This is a genomic window from Nocardia sp. FBN12, assembly GCF_050320175.1.
Classification (GTDB): domain Bacteria; phylum Actinomycetota; class Actinomycetes; order Mycobacteriales; family Mycobacteriaceae; genus Nocardia.
Map to the genome: position 1 here is coordinate 6,727,319 of NZ_CP190048.1, position 24,768 is coordinate 6,752,086.

The window sequence follows — 24,768 nt, forward strand, 5'->3', positions numbered from 1 at the left end:
CGCCTAGTCGGTGTCGAGCCCCACCTGCGCGCCCTTGTCGCCGCGACGGGCGGAACGTCGCTGCGCCAGGAAGATCGAGGACCCCATCACCCCCACAACGAGCCCCATCAGGCACACCGGGCGGGCATCGGCCCAGCTCGCGTTCATCCACACGACCACCGTCGCGATGGCCCACAGGGCGAAGCCACCCAGCACGACCGGGCGCGGATCGACCAGGAATCGGGGCAGGTGCGGTATCTCGGGACTGACGGGTCCGGCGTCCATACCCAAACAGTAGCCGTGTGAAACCCATCAGCACAGCCGGACTTACCGTAGAGTTCTGCACTGTGACAACGCCATCGGACGTCCGTGCCCTGGCCGGTGACCTATCACTGGCCGTCGTACGGCTCACGAGACACCTGCGCGGACGCCGTTCCGACGCGCAGATCTCGCTCACTCAGCTGTCGGCTTTGGCGACGCTGGCTCGTGATGGCGCCATGACGCCCGGCGCGCTGGCAGGCAAAGAACGTGTGCAACCGCCGTCGATGACCCGGGTCATCGCCTCGCTCGCCGACCTCGACCTGGTCCAGCGCCGTCCGCACCCGACCGACGGCAGACAGATCATCGTCTCGCTCTCGTCCGCCGGTCGCGCGCTGATCGCCGACGAGACCAACGCCCGCGAGGTGTGGATGACCGGTCAGCTCGCCGGCCTGAGCTCCGAGCAGATCGCGGTGCTCGGCGAAGCCGTCGGCATCATGAACCAGATCGTCGCCGAATCGGAGTGATCAGCGCGGTTGCCTGGCGTCGTCGGCCGAGACCACGTCGTGGCCGAGCGGGAACAGCGATAGCGGCACCAGCTTGAGATTGGCCCAGGCGAAGGGCAGGCCGATGATCGTCACCGCCAGCGCGATGCTGGTGAACACATGGCCGAGCGCCAGCCACCAGCCCGCGAAGACGAACCAGATCACATTGCCGATCAGTGAGCCCGCGCCCGCGCTCGGTTTGTCGACGACCGTGCGGCCGAACGGCCACAGCACGTACCCGGCCAGCCGTAGTGACGCGATCCCGAACGGGATGGTGACGATCAGGATGAAACAGATCAGTGCCGCGAGCAGGTACCCCAGCGCCATCCAGAACCCGCAGAGCACCACCCAGAGCACGTTCAAGATCAACTGGACAATCTTCATGCTTCCAGCATGCCAGGATTAGCCGGTGGCCGAAGTGATCGATATCGACGACCCCACCGACCCGCGCGTCGACGACTTCCGTGACCTGTCCAATGCCGACCGCAGGCCGGACCTGCCGGGGCGAAAAGGCCTGGTCATCGCCGAGGGCGTGGTAGTCGTGCAGCGGATGCTCGACTCGCGTTTCGTGCCGAGCGCCCTGCTCGGTGTCGGGAAACGCTTCGAGACCCTCGCCGGCGACCTCGCCGATCACGAGCTGCCGTACTACCGCGCGAGCGCCGAGGTGATGGCCGAGGTGGTCGGCTTCCATCTCAATCGCGGGGTGCTCGCCGTCGCGCCGCGCCCGGCTGAACTCACCGTGGACGAGGTGCTCGACGGTGCGCGCACGGTGGCCGTGCTCGAGGGCGTCAACGATCACGAGAACCTGGGTTCGATGTTCCGCAATGCCGCGGGGCTCGGCGCGGACGCGGTGCTGTTCGGCGACCGATGTGCCGATCCGCTGTACCGGCGGGCCGTGCGGGTGTCGATGGGCCACGTGCTGCGGGTGCCGTTCGCGCAACTGCCGCACTGGCCGCGCAGCCTGGATAGTCTGCGGGACAAGGGTTTCCAGGTCATCGCGTTGACGCCGAATCCCGAAGCGGTGAATCTGGCGACGGCGATGACAGGGGAGCGGGTGGCGCTGCTGCTCGGCGCCGAGGGGCCGGGCCTGACCGAAGAAGCCATGCGCGCCACCGATATTCGCGCGCGGATTCCGATGTCACCCGGAACCGATTCGCTCAATGTCGCGACCGCCGCGGCGATGGCCTTCTACGAACGTGTGCGCATGTCATGAGTCAGGAATGTGAGGGGCCCTATCGGGCGCAAGCGGATCCGGTGCCGTGGGCGGCGGGCGGCACCGTTGTCGTGCTGGTCGCGCTGCTCGGTGGGGTCGCGGTGTTCGCCTTCGGATGTGCGCTGGCCGCGGTCAATCCGCTGCTCGCGATCGGGGTGAACGTGGTGGCCGTGGTCGGGGTGGCCCCGACGGCGTGGCGTTGGCGGTTCACGCCGGTGGTGCGGTGGGTGCTGGCGGGTGCGGCCGCGGCGGTGGTGCTCGGTTGGATCGCCGCGATCGTCTACGTGCTCAGCTGAGGCGGTCACAGCACCCGGTCGGCGCCGCGCAGCCAGCCGAAGAGGCCACGCTTGCGCCGCGTCGCCGCACCTGGTCGCCCCATCAGCGCGTGCTTCTGTTCCGGCGCCTGGCCTTTCGGATACAGCGTGAAACCGCAGACCGCGAGATCACCGGGGGCGAGCAGGCCGGGCCCGGCCGGAGTCAGGTAGCGGAAACCGAGCCATTCGGCATTGGCGGCGTCGGCGAAATCGGGAGGATCGAACGGCAGCGACTGCGGTTCGGGACGGTCCTCGCCGTGCCACGGGACGGGGTGTTCACCGGCCCAGAACGTCCGCTCCCACACCATCGGGAGCCCCTCGTTCTCGAGAATGTCCGCCCGGGTAGAACTGAACGACCGCCGGAATTCGCCGCGCTCCCAATGCGCGAACGCGCCCCAGTGCGGTTTCTGGTCGTAGGACACGAGAAACGTGTGCTCGGACGCGAGCGGGCGCACCAGCAGATCGGGCAGCTTCGTCGGGTGGACCAGCGCGGCCTCGGCCGTGCACACCACGGTCAACCCGGGATAACACCCGATATAGACCTCATCCCGATCCGGCGCCGCGCACCCACCCAGCGTCCCGACCATGTGCGGGCGAACATCGTGGTCCTCGTACAACTGCCCGGCCAGCGCGGCCGCCGCAACGGGATCTGACTCGACCTTCCCCCGCAGCACCGCAACTGGATCGGCCGTATCGACATACCAGAGCGTTGAAGCTGCCGACATGAGTCACCACCTCCCATTCGGACCGAATCAACCGATCTCGCAAGAACATGGGCAACTGATCCGCCACTTACGTGGATCAAGGCCAGGCCCAGTCGGAAGTTTCGTCATGTCGGTGGCCGACGGTCTCCAGCGGCGAGGTGCCAGCTCGTACCCGGTGAGTTACCCGCGTACTCGCGCCATCTCGGTGCGCCTAGTTGCCGGAGCTGCGGACGCCCAACAGGACGTCTTCCCACGAAGGCATGGGAGCCTTGCCGCGCTTCGTGCGCGCTGGTTTCGGTGCGGGCTTCTCGACCGCCGGCTCCTCAGCGGGCTTCTCTTGTTGCGCCGCAGGCTGACTAGGCGCAGTGGGAGCAGCAGGAATCGGCGCAGCGGGCTTCGGAGTGGCGGCGGGGATCGGTGCCGCGGGGATGGGCGCGGCCGGAATCGCCGCCGTCCCACCGCCTGCCGCTACCTGACGCTGCTCGTAGTACTCGTCCACATTGGGCGCCGGACGGCTCTGCGGGCGGGCGGCGGGCGCGGCGATCTGCTCGCGCGGGCGCGGCTCCACCGGGGTCGGCGGTTCGAGCACCGGCGAGGCGGCCGGAACCGGCGTGGGCAGGATCGTCGCCAGCCCACGCAGCGCGCGGCCGAAGTCGGGATCGATCAGGTCGTTGGCCGGATCGTCGAGGGGAGACACCGAACCGCCGTGCGCGTCGGGCTGGTAGCGCCAGTGCGCCGCGATCTCGGAGTGTCCGTGCCGCCACTGCAATTGGGCGACCCAGAAACCCTTTTCGTCTTTCCAGGCGTCCCACTCGGCCTGCTCGATGGTGTGTCCGCGCTCGGCGAAGGCCGCGGTGACGATCTCGTGCAGCGTTTCGACCGAGGGGCCGTCGGGGCGCACCGGATGCGCCTTCTGCGCCAATTCGGCGGCGCGCGCACGCTCGAGCAGGACGGGATAGGCGAATCGTTCGACTTTGGATTCCGGCATACCGGACTCTGCCGTGACCTGCTCGACGGACGCTCCAGCGCGAATACGGGCCTGGATATCGCGAGGACGCATAGTCGCCTCCGTTTCGATCTCGATCTGGCCGAATCGTGCGAGGTCGCCGCGCGCCGCGGCGCGGAGCTTGTCATCGGCGGGCAACCGGAACTTGGTACCGGACTCGGTGTCGCTGCACACGATGTGGGTGGAGTCGGGCGTCACCCCGATCACTCGAAGTTCACGCACCGTTACCTCCCTATCGCGTCGGCTACGACACCGCCCACTTTCCTTGACAGTAGTGCACATTACTTGGCCGCGGCAGCAGACACGCACGACTTAAATCGCACGCCAGGGCTGCCCAGGGGGCTAATCTGAGCGGCTCACCGCACGAATTCCGCTTGTGTACAGGCGTTTTGGTGATAGATCAACATCAAATCTCGGTACCGAGATCTGCCGAAACCCGGCGAATATTGCGAATGTGTGCACTGAAAGCAAGAAGGGCCGGTGCCCGGCGAACCGAATGGGTTCACCGGGCACCGGCCCTATCGCGGTCTTATCTCAGAGCTGGCCGACGACCCAGTCGATCGAACGGGTCAGCTGCGAAACATCTTCCGGGTCGATCGCCGGGAACATGCCGACACGCAGCTGGTTACGGCCCAGCTTGCGGTAGGGCTCGGTGTCGACGATGCCGTTGGCGCGCAGGATCTTGGCGACCTGGGCCGCGTCGACCGCGTCGTCGAAGTCGATGGTGCCGACGACCTGCGAGCGGTGCGCCGGATCGGTGACGTACGGGGTGGCGAAGGAGCTCGACTCGGCCCACGAGTACAGCCGCGAGGACGAATCCAGGGTGCGCTTCACGGTCCAGTCGAGGCCGCCGTTGGCGTTCATCCACTCGATCTGGTCGGCGAACAGCAGCAGGGTGGCCAGCGCCGGGGTGTTGTAGGTCTGGTCCTTGGAGGAGTTGTCGACCGCGATCGGCAGCGAAAGGAACTCCGGGGTCCAGCGACCCGATTCCTTGATCTCGGCGACACGGGCCAGCGCGGCCGGGCTCATGATCGCGATCCACAGGCCACCGTCGGCGGCGAAGCACTTCTGCGGGGCGAAGTAGTACACGTCGGAGTCGGCGATGTTCACCGGCAGACCGCCCGCACCCGAGGTGGCGTCGATGGCGATGAGAGCGTTCTCCGAACCGACCGGACGCGAGACGGGGATGGACACACCGGTGGAGGTCTCGTTCTGGGCCCAGCCGATGAGGTCGACCGAAGGGTCCGACACGGGCTCGGGCGCGCTACCCGGCTCGGCCTTGACGACGATCGGGTCACCGATGAAGGGGTTGCCCTTGGCCACCGAGGCGAACTTCGAGGAGAACTCGCCGTTGGTCAGGTGCAGCGAACGCTCGCGGATCAGGCCGAAGGCGGCGGCATCCCAGAACGCGGTAGTGCCACCGTTGCCGAGCACGACCTCGTAGCCGTCGGGCAGGGAGAACAGCGCACGCAGGCCGTTGCGAACGCGGGCGACCACGTCCTTGACCGGCTTCTGGCGATGCGAGGTGCCGAAGACCGAGGCGCCGACAGACACCAGGGACTGCAGCTGCTCCGGACGGACCTTGGACGGACCGCAGCCGAACCGTCCGTCGGCGGGCAAGAGGTCGGCGGGAATGGTCGGGAACGCACTGGTCATGGGGGCGAGTTTAGTGGTGCGGGGATCGTGGTCGTCGGGGTGGGTGGCGGTGTGAGGCGGGACACTCGGGGTCGGTGGTGGCGTGGGGAAAATGGGGAACCAGCGCTGGGTAGCGGTCGGTGGGTTGTGGGATCTGTACGGTCGGCGGTGATGGGTGGGCTGGGTGTGGCGCGGAGTGCGGGGAATTTGCCCCTGTGGGAACAGGGTTGGCATTAGTCTCTCGCCATGAGCCTTGTTGCGGTCGACACCGGGCGGACGATGCTCGACCGGTGGGTGTGGGCGTTCGGGCGGCGGCCGGGATTGCTGTCTGAAAGTGGGCGGCGGGAATTGCTGCTCAGGGGGTTGTCCGCGACCGCGACCGTGCTGTCGGTGCGAACCCGGCGCGGAGAGGGTGGATATCGGTTCTCGGTGCGGGTGAAGCTGCCCGGTGAGCTGGCCTATGACGCGCGGGTGCGGCAGCGGGTGCGTAGCCAGGATCTGGAATGCATGTGTCCCGGCGACCTCGTCGGCTGTCGTGTCGATCCGGGAGATCGGGAACGGGTGGCATTATTCGTGCCAGAGACACCGGTAGCGGGCCGCCGCTCGGCCGCCAAGATCCTGGCCAACGGGCGCCGGGCCGAGGCGACGGTCCTCGCGGTGGCGCCGGTCGCGGCCGATTACACGGGGCGCGAGGATCCGGTGCTGCGCTTGGACCTGGAACTGCGGGCCTGGGACGAGCCGTCGCCGTGGCGGGTGCGCCTGATCCAGCCGGTGCCGTTGGCGGCGGTCGGGCAGATCGAATTGGGCACTCGTCTCGCGGCAGCCTTCTTCACCGTCGACCGTGGAGATTCCGTCGCGATCGATTTCGCCGCACTGTCCTGAAGCGGCTGCTGCCGGATCGAGGTCCTTGCCCGGTCGGCCGGTGTCAGAGGTGAACGAAGGTGTAGCCCGCGGCGCGTAGCGCGGGCAGCGCGGCCGCCATGCCCGCGGCGGTGCCGGAGCCGGGCCGGTGCATGTGCGCGAGGGCGATCCCACCGGGGGCGGCGGCGCTCATCGCGCGCTGGACCTGGCCCGGGGAAGCTGTGGCGCCGAAGTCGGCATTCACGGTGAAACCCAGTGGCGTCTCGCCCAATTCGTTGACGATGGCGACCGCCACCTCGTCGTAGTGGGCGGTGCCGGTACGAAAGAAGCGCGGTGCGCGGCCGGTGAGTTCGGTGATGCGCTGATGGTTGTCCCACACCTCGTAGGCGGCTTCCTCGGCCGAACCCGTGCCGGCGATCCGGTAGGCGGAACGTCCGGATACGGAGAGCGGCTTGTGCGCGGAACCGTGGTTGGCCAGCTCGAACAGCGGATTCGCGCCGAGTAGCTGCACCCGAGCCGGATCGGCGTCGACCCACCGCTTGTTGAGGAACAAGGTGGCCGGGATCTGCTCGGCGATCAGGAAGTCGATCAGTGGCTGGTCGATGGCGCTGTTCCCGTGCCCGCCGCACGCGTCGAAGGTGAGCGCGAACTGTTTGCCATGGGCGGGGAAGCTGCTGGTGATGCCCGCCAGATCGACACCCCACTGCTGGGGCACTGCGCCCGCGTGCCGGGCAGCGACCTGCGCGGGGAACGGTATCGACACCGCCTCCCCGGTGGCGAGCGGCTGCGCGTTCACCGGGGCGACGGGCTCCGCAAGGGTGTGACCCGTCCCGATCGAATCACCTTGTGCGACAGCGCATCCCGTTGTCAGCCCGGCAGTGAGAGCGGCACCGACAGTGAGCAGACGACGCCGCGACAAACCATTGCTGTCCACAAGCCACCCCTCGCGAAAATGTTCGCTGGGATGCTATCGCGGATTCGGCCCATGAGCGCGCTGGACGCGTACCACCAGGTCAATCATGAGAGGCGGTAATTAGCTGAGAGTGAACCGGATGCCGGGTGATCCGGCACCCGGTTCGACGACTCAGTGCTGCGTGATGGTGGACCAGCCCGGAACCTCGGCCGGTGTACGGGGGCCGGGGCCGGTGTAGATGGCGGCGGGGCGGACGAGCTTGCCCAGCTGCTTCTGCTCGAGGATGTGGGCACACCAACCGGCGGTCCGGCCGCAGGTGAACATCGCGGGCATCATGTGGGCCGGGACCTCGGCGAAGTCGAGGATGACCGCGGCCCAGAACTCGACGTTGGTCTCGATGGCGCGATCCGGACGACGTTCGCGCAGCTCGGCCAGCGCGGCCTGCTCGAGTGCGGCGGCCACCTCGAAGCGGGGGGCGTCGAGGCGCTGGGCGGTGGCCCGGAGCACGCGGGCGCGGGGGTCCTCGGCGCGGTAGACGCGGTGGCCGAAGCCCATCAGCTTCTCTTTGCGGTCAAGGATGCCCTTGACCAATGCCCGTGCGTCACCGGACTTTTCGACGGCCTCGATCATCGGGAGCACGCGGGCGGGCGCGCCACCGTGCAGCGGGCCGGACATGGCGCCGATCGCGCCGGACAGCGAGGCCGCCACGTCGGCGCCGGTGGAGGCGATGACGCGGGCGGTGAAGGTGGAGGCGTTCATGCCGTGCTCGGCCGCCGACACCCAGTAGGCGTCGATCGCCTCGGTGTGGCGCGGGTCGGGGTCACCCTTCCAGCGGGTCATGAACCGCTCGGTGACGGTGTCGCACTCGTCGATCTTGCGCTGTGGAACGGCGGGCTGATAGATGCCGCGCGCGGACTGCGCCACGTACGACAGCGCCATCACCGAGGCGCGGGCGAGGTTCTCGCGGGCGGTCTCGTCGTCGATGTCGAGCAGCGGCTCGTAGCCCCAGATCGGGGCGAGCATGGCCAGGCCCGCCTGCACGTCGACGCGCACGTCACCGGTGTGCACCGGCAGCGGGAACGGCTCGGCCGGTGGCAGCCCGCGACCGAACTCACCGTCGACCAGCAGGGCCCACACGTCGCCGAAAGTCACCTGGTCGGTGACCAGATCCTGGATGTCGACGCCCCGATATCGCAGGGCGCCACCGTCCTTGTCCGGCTCGGCGATGTCGGTGGTGAAGGCCACCACGCCTTCCAATCCGCTGACGAAATCCTGTGGTACCGAGCTGGCAGTCATGGTGACTCTCCTTGCAGGGGCATGGCGATCTTTCGCAACCCTAGACCCGAACTTGCCAGCGGGTAATCTCAGCCCTATGCGTGACCAAGACCGCGTGGCAGACCTCGCCGCGATGCGCGTCGATTACGGCAATCCGCTCTCCGTTCCCGCTGATGAAACCGATCTCGACGAGACCTGGGTGGCGGGTGGCTGGGAACCGTTGCTGCGCAATTGGATCGAGCACGCGCGTAGCCGAGGAGTCGCCGAACCGAACGCGATGGTGCTGGCAACCGTCTCGCTCACGGGCCCGGCGCCGCGACCGGTGGCGCGCACGGTCCTGTGCAAGGGACTCTCGCCCGACGGCGTCACCTTCTATACGAACTACGACTCGGCCAAGGGCGCCCAGCTCGCCGCCGATCCGTACGCGGCGGCGAGTTTCGTCTGGCCCGCGCTCGCCAGACAGGTGCATGTGCGCGGGGTGACCGAGCGGGTGTCCGCCGACGTGACCGCGGCTTACTGGGCGGCGCGGCCGCGGGAATCGCGGCTGGGCGCGTGGGCTTCGCAGCAGTCGCGGCCGGTGGCCTCGCGGGCCGAACTGGATCGCGTGCTGGCCGAGACGACGGCCCGGTTCGCCGATGTCGACGACATTCCGGTGCCCCCGTTCTGGGGCGGCTACTTGCTGCGCCCCGACGAGGTGGAGTTCTGGCAGGGCAGGCACGGCAGGCTGCACAACCGCATCGTGGTTCGGATCGACGGGCCGAACACACTGGTCGAACGCTTGCAGCCGTAACGGGTGGTGGGCTATCTCACCGCGCCCAAACATGGGATGACCACACGGATGTGGCTAATCTGCGGTGAGTGAAGCTGCTCGCCGACACCGAACCACTGCGCAATCGCGACTATCGCAGACTCTGGACGACCAATATCGTCACCGTCATCGGCGCGCAGCTCTCGGTGGTCGCGGTGCCGCAGCAGATCTTCCAGATCACCGGCAGTTCCGGTTACGTCGGCTTGGCCGGTCTCTTCGGTCTGGTTCCGCTGGTGGTGTTCGGGCTGTGGGGCGGCGCGCTCGCCGATGTGATGGATCGGCGGACCCTGCTCGTCATCACGACGGCAGGTACGGGTCTGACCACTGTCGCGTTCTGGGTGCAGGCCGCGCTCGGGGTGAACAATGTGTGGGTCGTTCTCGGGCTTTTCGCGATTCAGCAGGCGTTCTTCGCGGTCAATCAGCCCACCCGTAGCGCCCTGGTCGCCCGGTTGCTGCCGCCGGAGCAGATGGCCTCGGCCAGTTCGCTGAGCATGACCGTGTTCCACGTCGGCGCGATCGCGGGACCGGTGCTGGCCGGGCTGCTCATTCCGGTGATCGGGCTGTCCACGCTGTATCTGATCGACGCGATCGCCCTGCTCGCGACGCTGTGGGCGGTCTGGCAGTTGCCCGCCTTCCCGCCGACCGGTGCGCAGCGCCGGGCCGGGCTGCGCACCGTGCTCGACGGCTTCCGCTACCTCGCTGGGCAGCGCATCCTGCTCGCCTCGTTCGTCGTCGACCTGATCGCCATGGTGTTCGGCCTTGCCCGCGCGCTGTATCCGCAGATCGCGCATGAGACCTTCCACGATCCGGCCGAAGGCGGCGTGGCCCTCGGCCTGCTGTTCGCGGCGATGGCGGTCGGGTCGGTGCTGGGCGGGGTGTTCTCCGGGTGGATTCCGCGCGTGCGCAGGCAGGGGCTGGCGGTGCTCGTGTGCATCGCGATCTGGGGCGTGACGATGGTCGGGTTCGGCCTGGCGGTGGGGTTGGCCGGGCGGTGGTTCGGGCTTGGCGTGTGGCTGGCGATCGCGGTGGTGTTCCTGGCGCTCGGCGGCGCGGCCGACATGGTCTCGGCAGCCTTTCGCACGGCTATGTTGCTCAATGTGTCCACCGACGAGATGCGCGGGCGTTTGCAGGGCGTGTTCATCGTGGTCGTCGCAGGTGGGCCGCGGATCGGTGATGTTGCCCACGGTTTCGCGGCGGCGAGCATGGGTACTGCTGTAGCTGCCGCCGGTGGCGGCGTGCTGGTGGTGCTCGGCGTGGTGCTCGCCGCGCTGGCCTTCCCCGCCTTCGTGCGTTACCGAGTAGCTCGCGCACACTCCGCGCCGGCAGCGAATTGAGTTGTGCGGCAATCGGATTCGAGCACCGATTCCGTTCGCGACAGCGCCGTCGCGGGCAGGCTGGGTACAGGTACGGAAAAGGGGATCGGCGCAGGTCCCCGGCCCCGCATCGACCTCACCGCCGCACGCGGCCGGTGTGAGAACCGGACAGGACAACCCTGATTGCTTGCCCTGTCCGAACAACAGCTAGCGTTAGCGCAAGTGCACCTGTGCCGACCGCATCGGTGCCTACGGTTCTAGCCTGAGAGGGATCCTTCCGTGCCCGCTGAGAACATCACCAACGTCACCGAAGACGCCAAGGCGGTACTCCAGTACCCCGGTGGCGAGTTCCCGATCTCGGTCACCAAGGCCGCGGAGGGTAACGACGGGCTCGACTTGGGCAAGCTGCTGGCCAGCACCGGTTACGTCACCTATGACCCCGGTTTCATGAACACCGCGTCGACCAAGTCGGCGATCACCTACATCGACGGTGAAGCGGGCATCCTGCGCTACCGCGGCTACCCGATCGACCAGCTGGCGGGCCGCTCGACCTTCATCGAGGTCAGCTACCTGCTCATCTACGGCGAGCTGCCGACCCAGGCCCAGCTCGACGATTTCACCGATCGCATCCGTCGCCACACCCTGCTGCACGAGGACCTGAAGCGGTTCTTCGACGGCTTCCCGCGCAACGCGCACCCCATGCCGGTGCTGTCGTCCGCGGTGAACGCGCTGTCGGCGTACTACCAGGACTCGCTGGACCCGCGCGATCCCGAGCAGGTCGAGCTGTCGACCATCCGCCTGCTGGCGAAGCTGCCGACCATCGCGGCCTACTCGTACAAGAAGTCGGTCGGCCAGCCGTTCCTCTACCCCGACAACTCGCTGTCGCTGGTCGAGAACTTCCTGCGGATGACCTTCGGGTTCCCCGCCGAGCCGTATGAGGTCGACCCCGAGGTCGCCGCCGCGCTCGACATGCTGCTGATCCTGCACGCCGACCACGAGCAGAACTGCTCCACCTCGACCGTGCGCCTCGTCGGCTCCTCCGACGCCAACCTGTTCACCTCGGTATCCGGTGGCATCAACGCGCTGTGGGGCCCGCTGCACGGCGGCGCCAACCAGGCCGTGCTCGAGATGCTCGACGAGATCAAGGCCAACGGCGGCGACGTCAAGGAATTCATCCGCAAGGTCAAGAACAAGGAAGACGGCGTGAAGCTCATGGGCTTCGGGCACCGCGTCTACCGCAACTACGACCCGCGCGCGACGCTGGTCAAGCAGGCCGCCGACAAGATCCTGTCGAAGATCGGCGGCGACGACCAGCTGCTCGACATCGCCAAGCAGCTCGAAGAGGCCGCCCTCACCGACGACTACTTCGTGTCGCGTCGCCTGTACCCGAACGTCGACTTCTACACCGGCGTCATCTACCGGGCCATGGGCTTCCCGACCCGCATGTTCACCGTGCTGTTCGCGATGGGCCGGCTGCCGGGCTGGATCGCGCACTGGCGTGAGATGCACTCCGAGCCGCTCAAGATCGGCCGCCCGCGCCAGATCTACACCGGTTACGGCGAACGCGACTATCGTGCGATCGACAACCGCTAGTTTCAATCGGCTGTTGTTGGACACTTTTGTTGGGTAAAGCAATCTATCGAAGGGGATAGCCCGCATGACCAAGCCGGAGATCGATTTCCAGGAGGGCCCCGCGCCCACCGAGCTCGTCATCACCGACCTCATCGAGGGCGAAGGCAAGGAAGCGGTGGCCGGTGGCACCGTCGAGGTGCACTACGTCGGCGTCGAGTTCGACAACGGTGAGCAGTTCGACTCCTCCTGGGATCGCGGCGAATCCATCACCTTCCCGCTGCGCGGCCTGATCCAGGGCTGGCAGGACGGCATTCCCGGCATGAAGGTCGGCGGCCGTCGTCAGCTGACCATCCCGCCGGAGCTCGCCTACGGCTCCGCCGGTTCGGGCCACGCGCTGTCGGGCAAGACCCTGGTCTTCGTGATCGACCTGCTCAACGCGAGCTGATCTCAGCTTTCCCGGCCCGTACCTCCGCACGGAGGTACGGGCCGTCGCTGTTTCAGGGGTAAAGACTCCCGGCCTCTCGGCGCGGGGTAATGTGCCCCGCGTATGACGGAGCTTGCGCTCCCGCGTGATTCGTTGCCAATGCGTTGTCCATGACAGTGACTTGTTCGATTCGCCCGGGGCCGGGTTCTTCGGGAGTTTCGGGAGGGAGATTCTCGATCATGTTCCAACACCATCTTGTTCGCCGTGCGCTGGCGGTGGCGCTACCCGTCGCGATGGGGCTCGCCGGGGCCGGTGTGTGCTCGGCGGAGGCCGATCAGCAGACGCAGTACGCGGCCGGACTGTCGAGCGCGGGGCAGGGGTTCCGCACCACTGTCGCCCCGGATCTGCGGACCGTTTCCGCGTCGGTCGACGAGGGCAGGTTCCTGCTCGCACCCGATGTGGGCCGGGTGATCGTCGAGTCGGCGACCGGCGATCCGATCGGCGAGATCCCCACCTCGTTCACCACGGTCAGCGGCAATGTGATCGCCATGGCGACCGAGATCGCGGCCGACGGGCGAAGCATGACGGTGACCCCGCGGCCCACCGCGGCGGCGAGCGAGGAACTGAAGAGCATCGCGACCTCGCCCACCGCGCAATTCCCCGACCCGGTCCAGAACGCCGCCGCCGTCGGCGCGGGCATCGGCGTGATCGTCGCCGCCGTCGTGTGTATCCCGATGATCACCACGATGATCCTCTACCTGCCGTGCGTCGGCTTGGTGGGTCTGCCGAACGCGTTGGTCGGCGCGTTGATCGGCGCGGTGGTCGGGGTGGCCGCGCCGGACATCATCCCGCAGGTGCTGCCCTGATCTCCGAAAATCGTTGCGGCCCGGTCGGCATCGACCGGGCCGCAGTGCGTTCACTCCCGAACGACTTCCACGGGGTCGGTGAGTGCCAATGCGAGGGCGGACTGTTGCGACTGGCCGCGTGGGGGGAGGGCTTCGAGGGCCTTGGCGGTTTGGGTGTTGAGGTTGCCGACGATGTTCTGCAGAGCGCCTACGCCACCGGTGAGTTGTTCGATGGCCGAAACAAGTTGGGCGCCACCCTCTTCGGCGAGAGTGGGCAGACCCTTGGCCAGTTCGGCGCCCTGCGTGAGCTGGTCGCGGGCGCTGTTGAGGCGGGCGACGACGGTGCGCAGGAGGGTCCCGAGGTCGGTATTGGGATCGACTGCGGCGCCGGTCAATTCGCTGAGCCCGTCGAGTTGAGTGCCTGCCTGAGTCGAAACCCCGCGTAGTGCTTCGAGTTTGGTGATGATGTCGGCCAGCTGCGGGTCGCCCGCGAAGGGGAGGGCTCGCAGTAGCGGCAGGATCTGGTCGAGGCCAGAGCCCAAGGCGGCCGCACTGCTCTGCACGCCCGCGATGGTGACGCCGGTGGCGCCGAGCGCGTCGGCCAGCTGGTTGGCCTGTTTGGCCGCGCCGTCGACCGTCTGATTCAGCAGCTCGATGGCCGAAGTGAGTTGGCCCGCGCCCTCTTTCGCGTAGTCGAGGAAGCCGAGCATCTCCTGTGCGCCGCCACTGAACTGGCCTGCGCCGTCCGCTGCCGCGTTCACGCCCGCGCTGAGTAGCTGGGCGGTGAATTGGACGGAGGTCATCTGGTTGCGCGCCTGCGAGACGGCGGCGAGTGCGGCGTCGACGCCGGACGCGCCGATCCGGTGGGTCACCGCGTCGACCGCGCCGTTCACCGTGTTCGTATCGGCGTCGTCGTGGGTGGTGACGGTGACCTTGGCGCGCTTGGGTTCCGGGGTGGCCAGGGTGGCCATCGACGCGGTGAGATCGGCGGGCAGGGTGATCACGGCGGCATAGTCGCCCGCCTCGATCTCGCCGGGCTTCGCGACCGTCCATTCGTAGCCGCCCGCGTCCTGCACCGCCTTGGCCACCCGTTCACCGGTGGGCCCGGAATCGGCGTTGACGAGCGCGATCCCGGTCGGTGCGGCATCCTTGCCCGTGCAGGCGACGGCACCGCCCGCCAGCGCGAGGGCGGTGGCAAGGCAGAGCAGACGGGCGCGTTTGTCGATCACATCGGCGACGGTAACCGCAGACTCGGTCGCCGACTGTGGGAGATGTCTGAGAGTTCGTTGAGGAAGGCCGGATCGCAGGTAGCTGCAGGGATGCCGACCGGTGGAGGCGAACGATCGCCGGTTGATAGCTAGCAGTTCAAACTATGCCGTGTGTCACAACATGTTTCGCTACCCCGTGGTGGTTCGGTACAACTCTCGAGTCAATCGACATCGAGATTTTTTCGATTCGTCCGGGGGGTTCGGGGATTCTTCGGAAGCATCGGGAGGGAGAACCGAACATGTTCAGCCACAACATCACTCGCGCGGGTCGCCGGGCGGTCTTCGCCGCACTGCCGCTCGTCGTCGCCGCCTCGCTCGTCACCACGGGCACCGCGGCCGCCGAGGTCACCGCCGAACGTCAGGCCGAGATCGCGACCGGGCTCGGTGGCGAGGGCGTCGCCGACGGCATCGGCTACAAGACCGTCGTCTCGCCGGACCTGCGCACCATCTCCGCGACCGTCGACAACGGCCGCTTCGTGCTCTCGCCCGACTCCACCAAGGTCGATGTCGTCTCCGCCACCGGCGCCAAGGTCAGCGAGTTCCCGCTGGCGATGGCCACCGTCGGCGGCAACAACATCGCGCTTGCCTCGGTGATCTCCGAGGACGGTCGCACGGTGCAGATCGCGCCGCAGCTCTCCGCCGCCACGACCGCCGAGCTGAAGAGCATCGCCACCAACCCCGAGGCCGGCAACCACGACCCCGTCCAGAACGGCGCGGCCGCCGGTGCCACCATCGGCTTCCTGACCGCGGCGATCCTGTGCATCCCGGGCCTGGCCGCGTTCATCATCGGCTACTTCCTGTGCGCGTTCACCTCGGGCGTGTCCTTCGCGATCACCGGTGCGGTGCTCGGTGCGGTGATCGGGCTGGTCATCCCGGAGTCGATCCCGCAGGTTCTCCCCTGATTTCCGCTTCAGTCGCTGGGCGTTAACTGTGCGGTAGTCTCGCGAGTGTCTTCACCCCGTGCCGATCAGGCGCGGAACTCACGAGAGTGGAGGTTCGATGTCTGACACCGACGATGTCAAAGCCAAGGCCAAAGCTGAGGCCGAGAAGATCGAGGCGGAAGCGAAGAAGGCAGCGGCCAACGTGAAGGAAGCTGCCGAGCGCGCGGCGGGCAGAGTGAAGGACGCATTCAAGAGCGACAAGTAGTAGCGAGGTCAGCCCCGCACCCACCATCACCGTGGGTGCGGGGCTTTCGTGTTACTGGCGGGGCGGCCGAACCGGTAGGTCGATCACCAGGCGGGCGCCACCGAGCGGGCTCTGTTCGAAGTACGCGAGCCCGCCGTGCAGCTGGGCCTGCTGAGCGACCAGCGCCAGTCCGAGGCCCGAACCGCCCTTGGTGGCGTTGGCGCCACGCGCGAACCGCGCGAACACGGCCTCGCGTTCCTCGGGCGCGACGCCGGTGCCGTTGTCGTCGACGGCGATGACGATCCGGCCGTACGGCGTGCGGTGCGCCGAGACGACCGCGGTAGTGGCGCCACCGTGTCTGACCGAATTGGTGAGCGCGTTGTCGACGGCGAGGCGCAGGCCTGCGGGCAGACCGCGGGTCACCAGTTCGGCGTCGGTGTCGATGCGCACCGACAGGCCGGGGTTGTGTCGCATGGCGTCGTGGGCGGCCTGGTCGCACAGGTCGGCGACATCGGTGGGGACGTGGTCGGCCTCGGCGGTGAGATCGCCGCGGGCGAGGCGCTCCAGCGCGGACAGGGTGGTCTCCACCCTGGTCTCGTTGCGGGCGAGGTCGTCGAGGATCTCGCGGCGCTGATCGTCGGTGAGGTCAAGGGTGCGCAGGACCTCGAGATCGGTGCGAAGCGCGGTGAGGGGCGTGCGTAGTTCGTGGGCGGAGACGGCGGCGAAATCCCGGGCTGTTTCGAGCGCGGCGGCGGTCTCGGCCTGGGCCTGGTCGACACGGGCCAGCATGGTGTTCACCGCGTCGGCCAGCTTCACCGCCTCGTCGACACCGGAACCGTCGACCGGTTGCGCGGGATCGCCCGGCTCGCCGACCGCGGACACCTGCCTGGTGAGCTTCACGATCGGGCCGACCGCGCGCCCGGCGAGCAACCAGCCGAGCGCCGCCGCGGCCGCCACCGCGATCGCCGCGCCCGCGAGTACCCAGCGCTGCTGGTCGTCGGTCGCCTTGGTCGCCTCGGTGGTCGGAATCGCCAGGGAGACAGTGCGACCCGCCGGCTGGTTCTCGGTCGTGGTGAGCACCCGGTAGGGCTGGTCGTGCAGCACGACGGTCTGCGATCCCGGCGGCAGATCCGGCAGCTGGGTCGAGCTCGACGCGGTGACCTGGCCGTCGTCGCGCACCGTGAGTGCCATCGTGTTCTGCAGGCCGGTCAGATTGACGAAACCGGTGGCGAGCACCGGCTCGATCAGCACGATGCGCGAAGCGATTTCCAGTTGCTGATCGGTTTGGGTGACATTATTGCGTTCGATTGCCTGGAAACCCACGAAAGCGGCGATCGTGACGATGATGACGGCACCCGCCGCGGCCGCCCCCGCCACCCTTGTCCGGAGCGAAAACGATTGTCTGCGACGACGTTTGGAAGGTGCGGAGATCATTTCGATTCCCGGAGTACGAAACCCACCCCGCGAATCGTGTGCAAAATCCTTGGCGTGTCATCTATTTCGAGTTTCCGGCGCAGGTATCCGACGAACACATCCACCACATTCGTGTCGGCTATGAAATCGTAACCCCACACCAATTCCAGCAGCCGTTCGCGCGTCAACACCACACCGGCATTGCGGGCCAGAGTGGACAGCAATTCGAATTCCCTTTTGGTGAGCTCGATTTCGCGTCCGTGCAGTAGTGCGCGATAGCCGGCGACATCGACAAGCAGTGGCCCGACGGTCAGGGCGCCGGGGGCGACCGGGTCGGGTGTGTCGGTGCGGCGGCGCAGCAGGGCCTTGATCCTGGCCACCAGTTCGGCCAGCTCGAACGGCTTCACCAGATAGTCGTCGGCGCCCGACTCCAGGCCCGCGATCCGGTCGTCTACCGAGGCACGGGCGCTCAGCACGCAGATGGGCACGTCGTTGCCCATCGCCCGCAAGGCGGTGACCACGCCCGCGCCGTCGAGGACGGGCATGTTCATGTCGAGAACCACCGCGTCGGGCGCCTGCTCGGCGACGGCCCGCAGCGCGGCGCCACCGTCGCGCGCGACGAGCACGCGGAACCCGGACAGTCGCAGGCCACGTTCGACCGAGGCGAGAACGTCCTCGTCGTCATCGACGACGAGCACGGTAGAAGGAGTCACGCTGGTGATCTTAGGTGGTCACGGGGCAGGGGAGACCGGGTCGCCGTTCGGCTCGGGGGTCGGCGCCGGGTTCCCGAGCGGTGGGTTGGCGAGGATGCGGTCGGCGAGGGCGGTGAGGACGTTGGGATCCTCGATGGTGGCGGGGGTTTCGACGTGTTCACCGGCGGTGAGCTGGCGGATCGTCTTGCGCAGGATCTTGCCGGAGCGGGTCTTCGGCAGGCCGGTGACGATGATCGAGTCGTGCAGGGTGGCGATCGCGCCGATCTGACTGCGCACCCGCTCGTCGAGCTCGGCGCGCAACTGCCGCTGGTCGATCTCGACACCCTGTTTGAGCACCACATACGCCAGCGGGAGGCTGCCCTTGAGCTCGTCGGGCATGCCGATCACGGCACATTCGGCGACGGCGGCGTGCCCGGCGATGGCGGCTTCGATGCTGCCCGCCGACAGGCGGTGCCCGGCGATGTTGATCACGTCGTCGCTGCGCCCGAGGACGTAGAGGTAGCCGTCCTCGTCGAAGTAGCCCGCGTCGCCGGTCAGGTAGTGGCCGGGGAAGGCCGACAGGTACGAGCGGATGAAACGGTCCCGGTCCCGCCACAGCCCGGTCAGGCAGCCGGGGGGCAGTGGTAGCCCGATGACGATGTTGCCCTCGGTGCCCGCGGGTACCGCGTTGCCGTTCGCGTCGAGCACCCGCAGCCGGTAACCGGGCACCGGCACACTCGCCGAACCGGACTTGACCGGCAGTTCCTGCAGGCCGAGCGGATCGGCGCAGATGGGCCACCCGGTCTCGGTCTGCCACCAGTGATCGACCACCGGGGTGTCGGGGTGGTCGGCGAGCAGGATGTCGCTGGCCCAGTCGAAGGTGGCCGGGTCGAGGCGCTCGCCCGCGCAGAACAGCGCGCGCAGGCGGGACAGGTCGTAGCGATGGGCCGCGGTGGCCTCGGGGTCGGCGCGGCGGATCGCGCGCAACGCCGTCGGCGCGGTGAACAGCACCCGCACGTTGTGCTCGTCGACGATCCGCCAGAACGCCCCGGCGTCCGGGGTGCCGACGGGCTTGCCCTCGTAGAGCACCGTCGTCGCGCCGACCAGCAAGGGCGCGTAGACGATATAGGAGTGGCCGACCACCCAGCCCACGTCGGAGGCGGCCCAGAACACCTGACCGGGGCCGACGTCGTAGATATTGCGCATCGACCAGGCCAGCGCCACCGCGTGTCCGCCGTTGTCGCGCACCACGCCCTTCGGCTTCCCGGTGGTGCCGGAGGTGTAGAGGATATAGAGCGGATCGGTGGCGGCGACCGAGACCGGATCGGCGGGCGCCGTGCCCTCGACCGTGGCGTCCCAGTCGACCCAGCGGGCCGCGACGGTCTGTTCCGAGGACGGCAGCACGTCGGTGGCGGGCAGCGCGGCCGGGAACTCGATCGTCGTGAACTCGGGTCGCTGCTTGACGATCACCGTGCGCACCGACGCGGTCTCGGCGAGATCGAGCGCGGCCATCACGATCGGCGGGTATTCGATGCGGCGGTTGGGTTCGAGCCCGCCCGAGGCGGTGATGATCAGGACCGGCTCGGCGTCGTCGATGCGGGCGGCCAGTTCGGGCGCGGCGAACCCGCCGAACACCACCGAGTGCACCGCGCCGATGCGGGCACAGGCCAGCATCGCGATCACCGCTTCGGGGATCATCGGCAGATAGATCACCACCCGATCACCGGCCACCACACCGAGATCGCGCATGGCACCGGCGAACTCCGCCACGATGTCGAGCAATTCGGCGTAGGTGTAAATCGTGGTGGTGTCCGTCATAGCGGAGGCATATATGAGGGCGGGTTGATCGGCGTGTCCACCCTGGTCGACAGTGCCCGCCCGAACGTGGCGGTCCAGTGCGTTCACACAAGTATTGAGGCGCGCGTCCGGGAACCACCGGGCCGACCGCTTGTCGGCGGCATCCACGATCTGCTGCGGTTCGACATCCCACTCGATGCTCTGAGCTGCGGCGGACCAGAAGTCGGCTGGGTCGACCAGGCTGGTCTGATAGACCGGCCGGTACTCGTGTTCGGTGTCCAACCCCGTGACTCCCTAGCCTCGCTTCGATGCCCGCTCGATAGATCCAGATGATTGTGGCAGACTTCACGCGACACCCGAGGGGGTGCCGCGACCTTTGGTTTTGCCTACAACAGGCTGGTCATCGAGCGGACCTCGACCGGGAGTCAGCCAAGAAGTTATTGATCCGTTAGAATCCGATGTCACTTATTCGGGCAGTCGTAGACGCAATTTCTCGGCCAGCCGTAGTTCTCGGCCAGCAGCCACTGGCGAGCCACCATCGCGCCTGTGGAGGTTCGCCTCAGGCGTACGGTACGAGGCCAGTTTGGAAAGTGAGTGGGAGATGCGTGACGCCGCTAGGTCCGGCAGCAAACGCTGGGCGCTCGGCAACTGGGACCTGCGTTGGAAGGTTACGGCCGTGCTTGCCGTGCCCCTCGCGGTCGCGGTCGGGCTCGGCGTGTCGAGAATTACCTCCGAGTTCTCGGAGGCCAACCGGCTCTCCAGTATCAACGAGCAGGTAGACACGATTCCGACGGTCACTTCGCTGAGTGCTTCGACGGCGAAGGTGGCGGGCAGCCAATTGGTGCCTGCCGGTCCGGGGGTCACCCTGGTCACCGACAAGGACCTCACCGATCTCGACACCGCGATCAGCGTCGCCGAGGGGTCGCTCGGGCGGCTGACCGAGCTGCCGACCGCGCATGTCGCGCTCGAGCGGATGATCAAACAGGCCAAGAATGTGCGCGCGCAGGGCAAGGCGCTGTCGTCGTCGGCCGAGCCGGTGCTGGCCGGGGTCGAGCAGTTGACGCAGGACAGCGTCAGCATTGTGGAAGCCACCATCGCTCAGGTGAGCGATCCGGTGATGGACACGGCCAAATTGCGCCTGGTCGACTCGCTCAACACGCGTTCGGTGCTCGTCGACGAGCTCGCGGGCCTGTCCGAGTTGCTGCGTGGCCTCGACACGGGGACGCAGAACTTCCTCACCGGTGTCGCGACCGAGCGCCATCTGCTCGACGTACTGTCCAACCGCTTCCCGGACGGCGATCGAGTGATCGCCGACCTCAAGGCACAGACCGACGTCCGCCAGAACCTGATCAACGGTCCCGAGGTGGCTGCGGGCAAGCTGCCCGTCGGCGATCTGCGAACCTCGCTCTACTCGAGTCTGCAGACCTATGAAGGCGTCGTGAACGAGGCCACCAAGGCCATCGAGGTCTCGATGGACGAGCTCACCAGCTCGGCCGCCACCGGCGCCTGGACCTACACCGCGGTCGTGATCGCGACGATCCTGGCCGCGCTGTTGCTCGCGGTGTTCGTCGCCCGCTCGATGATCGTGCCGCTGCACCGCCTTCGCCTGGCCGCGCTGCGCGTCGCCGAGTCCGATCTGCCGCACGAGGTCGCCCAGCTCCGCAACGGCGCCGCGCCCGAGGACGTGCCGCTCGAGCCGATGCCGGTGCGCTCCGACGAGGAGATCGGCCAGCTCGCCCGCGCCGTCGACGATATCCACGGTCAGGCGCTGCGCCTGGCCAGCGACCAGGCGCAGATGCGTTCGCAGGTCAACGACATGTTCGAGACCCTGGCCCGCCGGTCCAAGTCGCTCGTCGACCATCAGCTCACCCTCATCGAGGCGATGGAGTACGACGAGAAGGACCCGCGCCTGCTCGAGAACCTCTTCCGGCTCGACCACCTCGCCGCGCGCATGCGCCGTAACGGTGACAACCTGCTGATTCTCGCGGGTACCAAGCAGCGCCGCACCAAGTCGGCACCGGTCGAGATCGCCGACGTCCTCCGTGCCGCGATCTCCGAGGTCGAGGACTACGAGCGGGTCAAGCTCGGCGCCACGCCGCGTGGCTCGCTGGTCGAACCGGCCGCCTCCGATATGGCGCACCTGTTCGCAGAGCTGCTCGACAACGCGCTGCGCGCCTCCCCGCCGGAGACCGACGTCAAGTTCACCTTCGCCCAGGCGCACGACCAGGGTCTGCTGATCGAGGTCGCCGACCGCGGCATCGGTATGCCGCCCGTGGAGATGTCGGAGATCAACCACCGGCTCGAGCAGACCGCCGAGCCCGGTCCCGACACCGCCCGCCACATGGGTCTGTTCGTGGTCGGCCGACTGGCCGAGCGGCACGGTCTCACCGTGCGCCTGCGCCCGACCTTCGATACCGCTCGCGATCCCGGCGTCACCGTCACCGTGCACGTGCCGGTCGGCCTGATCGTCTCGGGTGCCGGTGGGGCGGTGGTGCCACCGCATCAGCTGCAGAAGCAGCAGCAGGCGCCCGCGCCGGAACAGCAGCAGCGGCCGAACCCGCAGCAGCAGCCGAGCACCATGCAGACCCGCGCGATCACCCGCACCCCGGGTGGCAACATGATGGTCACCGTGGATCCCGGCGTCAGCGGGCCTGCTCCGGCGGGTGCGGGTGGCGGGTTGCCGCAGCGTCAGCCGGGTAACTCGATGGCTTCGGGGATGGCGCAGGACGCGACGGAGCAGTCGTCGCCGTCGTTGCGTCCGCCCGCGCCGGGCCAGGCGAACGTGCCGCAGCGCGGCAAGCTCGCCGCGGCGAATCTGCCCAAGCGCAATCTGGCACCGGGCGGGCCGCAGCGTCCGCCCGCCGGGCCGGGGCCGCAGGGTCCGGGTGAGCAGCAGCCGTCGCAGGCCGGTGGGCTGCCGCAGCGTCAGCCGGGTGCCAACGGCGCGCCGTCGCGGGATTCCGCGCAGCCGCCTGCGCAGCCGCAGCGTGATTCGGCACCGCTCCAGCGTGATTCGGCGCCACCGGCGCAGCGGGCGAGCACCCCCGGTGGTCTGCCCCAGCGTTCGCCCGGCGCCAACGGTGCCCCGCAGCGTGATCCGTCCGTCGGTCTGCCCCAGCGTGACCCGTCACCGCGACTACCGCAGCGTGATCAGTCCGGTGGGCTACCCCGCCTCGATTCGTCCGCCGGGCTCCCGCAGCGCGATCCCTCGACCGGGCTACCGCAGCGTGACCAGACCGGTGGCCTGCCGCAGCGTGACCCGGCAACGGGTCTGCCGCAGCGTGAAGCCGCGTCGCGTGATTCGGCACCGTCGACCGGCTTGCCGCAGCGTGCGCCGGGCGGCGCCGCACCGCAGCGTGATCCCGCGCCGCAGCGCGATTCCGAACCGGTGCAGCGTGATCCGTCGACCGGTCTGCCGCAGCGCGGCAACGCCGCCGGTGGGCTGCCGCAGCGGGAACCCACGCCGCGTCTGCCGCATCGGGACCAGTCGGGCGGCCTGCCCAGGCTCGATCCGACCGGCGGTCTCCCGCAACGTGAGCAGACCGGTGGGCTGCCGCAGCGTGATCCGTCCGGTGGGCTGCCGCAGCGTGATCCGGCGAACGGTCTGCCGCAGCGGGAGCAGACCGGTGGTCTGCCCCAGCGTGATCCGGCCAACGGCCTTCCGCCGCGTGCGCAGCCCGCCCGTCCGGCCAACGGCCTGCCGCAGCGCGCAACCCCTGCGCCGCAGCAGGATTCGGCCGACAACGGTCTGCCGCAGCGCGCCCCGGCCGCGGGTCAACCGCCGCAGGACGCGCCCAACGGACTGCCTCGACGTGCGGCTGCGCCGAATGGGCTGCCGCAGCGCGATCCCGGGGCTAGTGTTGTACCGCAGGCGAACGCCGGGCCAGGAGTGGCTCTGCCGCAACGGGATCGGGACCCTGCGGGGCCGGATAACGCTGCGTCGGCAGGGCGTGATCCGGGTCGGCACAGCTTCCGGTCCAATCCGGTCAAGGCTGCGTCGTTCTTCCAGACCAGGTTGCAGCCGGCACCCGAGGGTGATTCCGTGATGGGCGGAACGCCGATCTTCGCCGAGATGATGTCGGCGTGGCTCACGGACGAGAATTCCGACCGGAACCAGATGGCTGCCGCCTTCGAATCACCCGGTGACGAGGGTTGGCAGGCCGCTCGCGCGGCCAGCGAAGCCCAGTCCGAGGTGCGTACCGCCGCCGGCTTGCCACAACGCAGTCCGGGCGGAAGGCTCGTGCCGGGTGGTGTGAGCGGCACCGCCGATCGCACCCCGCCCCCGCGCGATCCCGCCACGATCCGCAACAGCCTGAGTCGTCACCAGCAGGGCGTCCGGGATGGCCGCGCAATGAAGGCAATGAACCTAACCGGAGATAAAGGAGACCGATGAACCCCGATCTAGGTGGTACGAACCGTCAGCTGGATTGGCTGGTTTCGAACTTCGCCAACGAGGTTCCTGGCGTAGCCCATGCCGTGCTGGTCTCGGCTGACGGACTTCTGATGGCCGCGAGCGCTCAGCTCCCGGTCGACCGCGCCGAGCAGCTGTCCGCCGTGACCGCCGGACTGGCGAGCCTATCCGTCGGCGTGTCGAATCTGTTCGAAGGCGGTACGGTACTCCAGTCCGTCGTCGAGATGGAGCACGGTTACCTGCTGCTCATGGCAGTCGGCGACGGCTCGTATCTCGCGGTCCTGACCAACACCTCGTGTGACATCGGTCAGGTCGGCTACGAAATGGCACTTCTGGTCGAGCGCGTTGGCCAGACAGTCCAGGCCACGCCTCGCGTCACGATGGGTTCCTGATGGTG

Annotated in this window: 24 protein-coding genes; 13 read left to right on the plus strand and 11 right to left on the minus strand. The window is 68.2% G+C overall.

Annotation, left to right across the window (positions count from 1 at the left end):
- Positions 1 to 3: 3 nt before the first annotated feature.
- Positions 4 to 264, minus strand: coding sequence for a DUF2530 domain-containing protein (locus ACQHI0_RS31750; protein WP_427905401.1), 261 nt, complete (start codon positions 262 to 264; stop codon positions 4 to 6).
- A gap of 62 nt (positions 265 to 326) precedes the next feature.
- Here ACQHI0_RS31750 and ACQHI0_RS31755 point away from each other — a divergent pair, with 62 nt between their 5' ends.
- Entirely contained in the window at positions 327 to 764 is a 438-nt protein-coding gene (locus ACQHI0_RS31755) for a MarR family winged helix-turn-helix transcriptional regulator (RefSeq protein WP_427905402.1), read from the plus strand.
- On the opposite strand, the gene ACQHI0_RS31760 is transcribed toward ACQHI0_RS31755, so the two are convergent.
- Entirely contained in the window at positions 765 to 1,166 is a 402-nt protein-coding gene (locus ACQHI0_RS31760; RefSeq protein ID WP_427905403.1) for a YccF domain-containing protein, read from the minus strand.
- Positions 1,167 to 1,191: 25 nt separating this feature from the next.
- Here ACQHI0_RS31760 and ACQHI0_RS31765 point away from each other — a divergent pair, with 25 nt between their 5' ends.
- Positions 1,192 to 1,995 carry a TrmH family RNA methyltransferase gene (locus ACQHI0_RS31765; RefSeq protein WP_427905404.1) on the plus strand — a complete coding sequence of 268 codons (804 nt, stop codon included), beginning with the start codon at positions 1,192 to 1,194 and terminating at the stop codon, positions 1,993 to 1,995.
- The gene (locus ACQHI0_RS31770) at positions 1,992 to 2,291 is read left to right on the plus strand and encodes a DUF2537 domain-containing protein (RefSeq protein ID WP_427905405.1); all 300 of its coding nucleotides are present in this window, start codon (positions 1,992 to 1,994) and stop codon (positions 2,289 to 2,291) included. Before ACQHI0_RS31765 ends, ACQHI0_RS31770 begins: the two co-directional genes overlap by 4 nt.
- 5 nt (positions 2,292 to 2,296) lie before the next feature.
- On the opposite strand, the gene ACQHI0_RS31775 is transcribed toward ACQHI0_RS31770, so the two are convergent.
- From ACQHI0_RS31775 to serC, 3 genes are all read right to left on the minus strand, one after another.
- Complete coding sequence (locus tag ACQHI0_RS31775) at positions 2,297 to 3,034, minus strand: DUF6928 family protein (protein ID WP_427905406.1); 738 nt, start codon at positions 3,032 to 3,034, stop codon at positions 2,297 to 2,299.
- 190 nt (positions 3,035 to 3,224) lie between these two features.
- Positions 3,225 to 4,241, minus strand: coding sequence for a septation protein SepH (gene sepH, locus ACQHI0_RS31780; RefSeq protein ID WP_427905407.1), 1,017 nt, complete (start codon positions 4,239 to 4,241; stop codon positions 3,225 to 3,227).
- A 312-nt stretch (positions 4,242 to 4,553) separates the two neighbouring features.
- Complete coding sequence (gene serC / locus ACQHI0_RS31785) at positions 4,554 to 5,675, minus strand: phosphoserine transaminase (protein WP_427905408.1); 1,122 nt, start codon at positions 5,673 to 5,675, stop codon at positions 4,554 to 4,556.
- Positions 5,676 to 5,900: 225 nt separating this feature from the next.
- Between serC and ACQHI0_RS31790 the strand changes: the two genes are divergently transcribed.
- A complete protein-coding gene (locus tag ACQHI0_RS31790; protein ID WP_427905409.1) occupies positions 5,901 to 6,536 on the plus strand; it encodes a hypothetical protein in 636 nt (211 codons plus the stop codon).
- 43 nt (positions 6,537 to 6,579) lie between these two features.
- Here ACQHI0_RS31790 and ACQHI0_RS31795 read toward each other — a convergent pair whose 3' ends face one another.
- Both ACQHI0_RS31795 and ACQHI0_RS31800 read right to left on the minus strand, forming a co-directional pair.
- Entirely contained in the window at positions 6,580 to 7,449 is an 870-nt protein-coding gene (locus ACQHI0_RS31795; protein ID WP_427905410.1) for a polysaccharide deacetylase family protein, read from the minus strand.
- Positions 7,450 to 7,599: 150 nt separating this feature from the next.
- Complete coding sequence (locus tag ACQHI0_RS31800; RefSeq protein ID WP_427905411.1) at positions 7,600 to 8,724, minus strand: citrate synthase 2; 1,125 nt, start codon at positions 8,722 to 8,724, stop codon at positions 7,600 to 7,602.
- 76 nt (positions 8,725 to 8,800) lie between these two features.
- Here ACQHI0_RS31800 and pdxH point away from each other — a divergent pair, with 76 nt between their 5' ends.
- From pdxH to ACQHI0_RS31825, 5 genes are all read left to right on the plus strand, one after another.
- The gene (gene pdxH, locus ACQHI0_RS31805; protein ID WP_427905412.1) at positions 8,801 to 9,493 is read left to right on the plus strand and encodes a pyridoxamine 5'-phosphate oxidase; all 693 of its coding nucleotides are present in this window, start codon (positions 8,801 to 8,803) and stop codon (positions 9,491 to 9,493) included.
- A 68-nt stretch (positions 9,494 to 9,561) separates the two neighbouring features.
- The gene (locus ACQHI0_RS31810; protein WP_427905413.1) at positions 9,562 to 10,845 is read left to right on the plus strand and encodes an MFS transporter; all 1,284 of its coding nucleotides are present in this window, start codon (positions 9,562 to 9,564) and stop codon (positions 10,843 to 10,845) included.
- Positions 10,846 to 11,103: 258 nt separating this feature from the next.
- The gene (locus tag ACQHI0_RS31815; protein ID WP_101464504.1) at positions 11,104 to 12,417 is read left to right on the plus strand and encodes a citrate synthase; all 1,314 of its coding nucleotides are present in this window, start codon (positions 11,104 to 11,106) and stop codon (positions 12,415 to 12,417) included.
- Between the two features lie 64 nt (positions 12,418 to 12,481).
- Positions 12,482 to 12,841, plus strand: coding sequence for an FKBP-type peptidyl-prolyl cis-trans isomerase (locus ACQHI0_RS31820; RefSeq protein ID WP_427905414.1), 360 nt, complete (start codon positions 12,482 to 12,484; stop codon positions 12,839 to 12,841).
- 218 nt (positions 12,842 to 13,059) lie between these two features.
- Positions 13,060 to 13,686, plus strand: coding sequence for a hypothetical protein (locus ACQHI0_RS31825; RefSeq protein ID WP_427905415.1), 627 nt, complete (start codon positions 13,060 to 13,062; stop codon positions 13,684 to 13,686).
- Between the two features lie 50 nt (positions 13,687 to 13,736).
- Here the strand turns inward: ACQHI0_RS31825 and ACQHI0_RS31830 are convergent, their stop codons facing one another.
- On the minus strand, positions 13,737 to 14,894 hold the full coding sequence (locus ACQHI0_RS31830) for a YhgE/Pip domain-containing protein (protein ID WP_427905416.1): 1,158 nt from the start codon (positions 14,892 to 14,894) through the stop codon (positions 13,737 to 13,739).
- Positions 14,895 to 15,172: 278 nt separating this feature from the next.
- Here ACQHI0_RS31830 and ACQHI0_RS31835 point away from each other — a divergent pair, with 278 nt between their 5' ends.
- Together ACQHI0_RS31835 and ACQHI0_RS31840 are read left to right on the plus strand one after the other, a co-directional pair.
- On the plus strand, positions 15,173 to 15,835 hold the full coding sequence (locus tag ACQHI0_RS31835; RefSeq protein ID WP_427905417.1) for a hypothetical protein: 663 nt from the start codon (positions 15,173 to 15,175) through the stop codon (positions 15,833 to 15,835).
- Positions 15,836 to 15,932: 97 nt separating this feature from the next.
- Positions 15,933 to 16,079 carry a hypothetical protein gene (locus ACQHI0_RS31840; protein WP_427905418.1) on the plus strand — a complete coding sequence of 49 codons (147 nt, stop codon included), beginning with the start codon at positions 15,933 to 15,935 and terminating at the stop codon, positions 16,077 to 16,079.
- Positions 16,080 to 16,130: 51 nt separating this feature from the next.
- Here ACQHI0_RS31840 and ACQHI0_RS31845 read toward each other — a convergent pair whose 3' ends face one another.
- Genes ACQHI0_RS31845 through ACQHI0_RS31855 form a run of 3 tightly spaced genes read right to left on the minus strand, consistent with a single transcriptional unit; the run spans position 16,131 to position 20,242 of the window.
- Positions 16,131 to 17,492, minus strand: a complete 1,362-nt coding sequence (locus tag ACQHI0_RS31845; protein ID WP_427905419.1) for a HAMP domain-containing sensor histidine kinase — start codon at positions 17,490 to 17,492, stop codon at positions 16,131 to 16,133.
- Positions 17,489 to 18,193, minus strand: coding sequence for a response regulator transcription factor (locus ACQHI0_RS31850; RefSeq protein WP_427909367.1), 705 nt, complete (start codon positions 18,191 to 18,193; stop codon positions 17,489 to 17,491). The genes ACQHI0_RS31845 and ACQHI0_RS31850 overlap by 4 nt, the downstream gene beginning before the upstream one ends.
- Before the next feature lie 9 nt (positions 18,194 to 18,202).
- On the minus strand, positions 18,203 to 20,242 hold the full coding sequence (locus ACQHI0_RS31855) for an AMP-binding protein (RefSeq protein WP_427905420.1): 2,040 nt from the start codon (positions 20,240 to 20,242) through the stop codon (positions 18,203 to 18,205).
- A gap of 319 nt (positions 20,243 to 20,561) precedes the next feature.
- Here ACQHI0_RS31855 and ACQHI0_RS31860 point away from each other — a divergent pair, with 319 nt between their 5' ends.
- Positions 20,562 to 24,353: an ATP-binding protein gene (locus ACQHI0_RS31860; protein WP_427905421.1), complete on the plus strand. Its 3,792-nt coding sequence runs from the start codon at positions 20,562 to 20,564 to the stop codon at positions 24,351 to 24,353.
- Complete coding sequence (locus ACQHI0_RS31865; protein ID WP_011207200.1) at positions 24,350 to 24,763, plus strand: roadblock/LC7 domain-containing protein; 414 nt, start codon at positions 24,350 to 24,352, stop codon at positions 24,761 to 24,763. Before ACQHI0_RS31860 ends, ACQHI0_RS31865 begins: the two co-directional genes overlap by 4 nt.
- The last annotated feature ends 5 nt before the right edge of the window (positions 24,764 to 24,768 follow it).

Bases quoted from the DNA above. Each gene is read 5' to 3' on its own strand.
- serC (WP_427905408.1), bottom strand. From the start codon at position 5,675: ATGACCAGTGCGTTCCCGACCATTCCCGCCGACCTCTTGCCCGCCGAC.
- ACQHI0_RS31865 (WP_011207200.1), top strand. From the start codon at position 24,350: ATGAACCCCGATCTAGGTGGTACGAACCGTCAGCTGGATTGGCTGGTT.
- ACQHI0_RS31775 (WP_427905406.1), bottom strand. From the start codon at position 3,034: ATGTCGGCAGCTTCAACGCTCTGGTATGTCGATACGGCCGATCCAGTT.
- pdxH (WP_427905412.1), top strand. From the start codon at position 8,801: ATGCGTGACCAAGACCGCGTGGCAGACCTCGCCGCGATGCGCGTCGAT.
- ACQHI0_RS31750 (WP_427905401.1), bottom strand. From the start codon at position 264: ATGGACGCCGGACCCGTCAGTCCCGAGATACCGCACCTGCCCCGATTC.
- ACQHI0_RS31860 (WP_427905421.1), top strand. From the start codon at position 20,562: ATGCGTGACGCCGCTAGGTCCGGCAGCAAACGCTGGGCGCTCGGCAAC.
- ACQHI0_RS31770 (WP_427905405.1), top strand. From the start codon at position 1,992: ATGAGTCAGGAATGTGAGGGGCCCTATCGGGCGCAAGCGGATCCGGTG.
- ACQHI0_RS31845 (WP_427905419.1), bottom strand. From the start codon at position 17,492: ATGATCTCCGCACCTTCCAAACGTCGTCGCAGACAATCGTTTTCGCTC.
- ACQHI0_RS31760 (WP_427905403.1), bottom strand. From the start codon at position 1,166: ATGAAGATTGTCCAGTTGATCTTGAACGTGCTCTGGGTGGTGCTCTGC.
- ACQHI0_RS31835 (WP_427905417.1), top strand. From the start codon at position 15,173: ATGTTCAGCCACAACATCACTCGCGCGGGTCGCCGGGCGGTCTTCGCC.
- ACQHI0_RS31840 (WP_427905418.1), top strand. From the start codon at position 15,933: ATGTCTGACACCGACGATGTCAAAGCCAAGGCCAAAGCTGAGGCCGAG.
- ACQHI0_RS31790 (WP_427905409.1), top strand. From the start codon at position 5,901: ATGAGCCTTGTTGCGGTCGACACCGGGCGGACGATGCTCGACCGGTGG.
- ACQHI0_RS31825 (WP_427905415.1), top strand. From the start codon at position 13,060: ATGTTCCAACACCATCTTGTTCGCCGTGCGCTGGCGGTGGCGCTACCC.
- ACQHI0_RS31800 (WP_427905411.1), bottom strand. From the start codon at position 8,724: ATGACTGCCAGCTCGGTACCACAGGATTTCGTCAGCGGATTGGAAGGC.
- ACQHI0_RS31820 (WP_427905414.1), top strand. From the start codon at position 12,482: ATGACCAAGCCGGAGATCGATTTCCAGGAGGGCCCCGCGCCCACCGAG.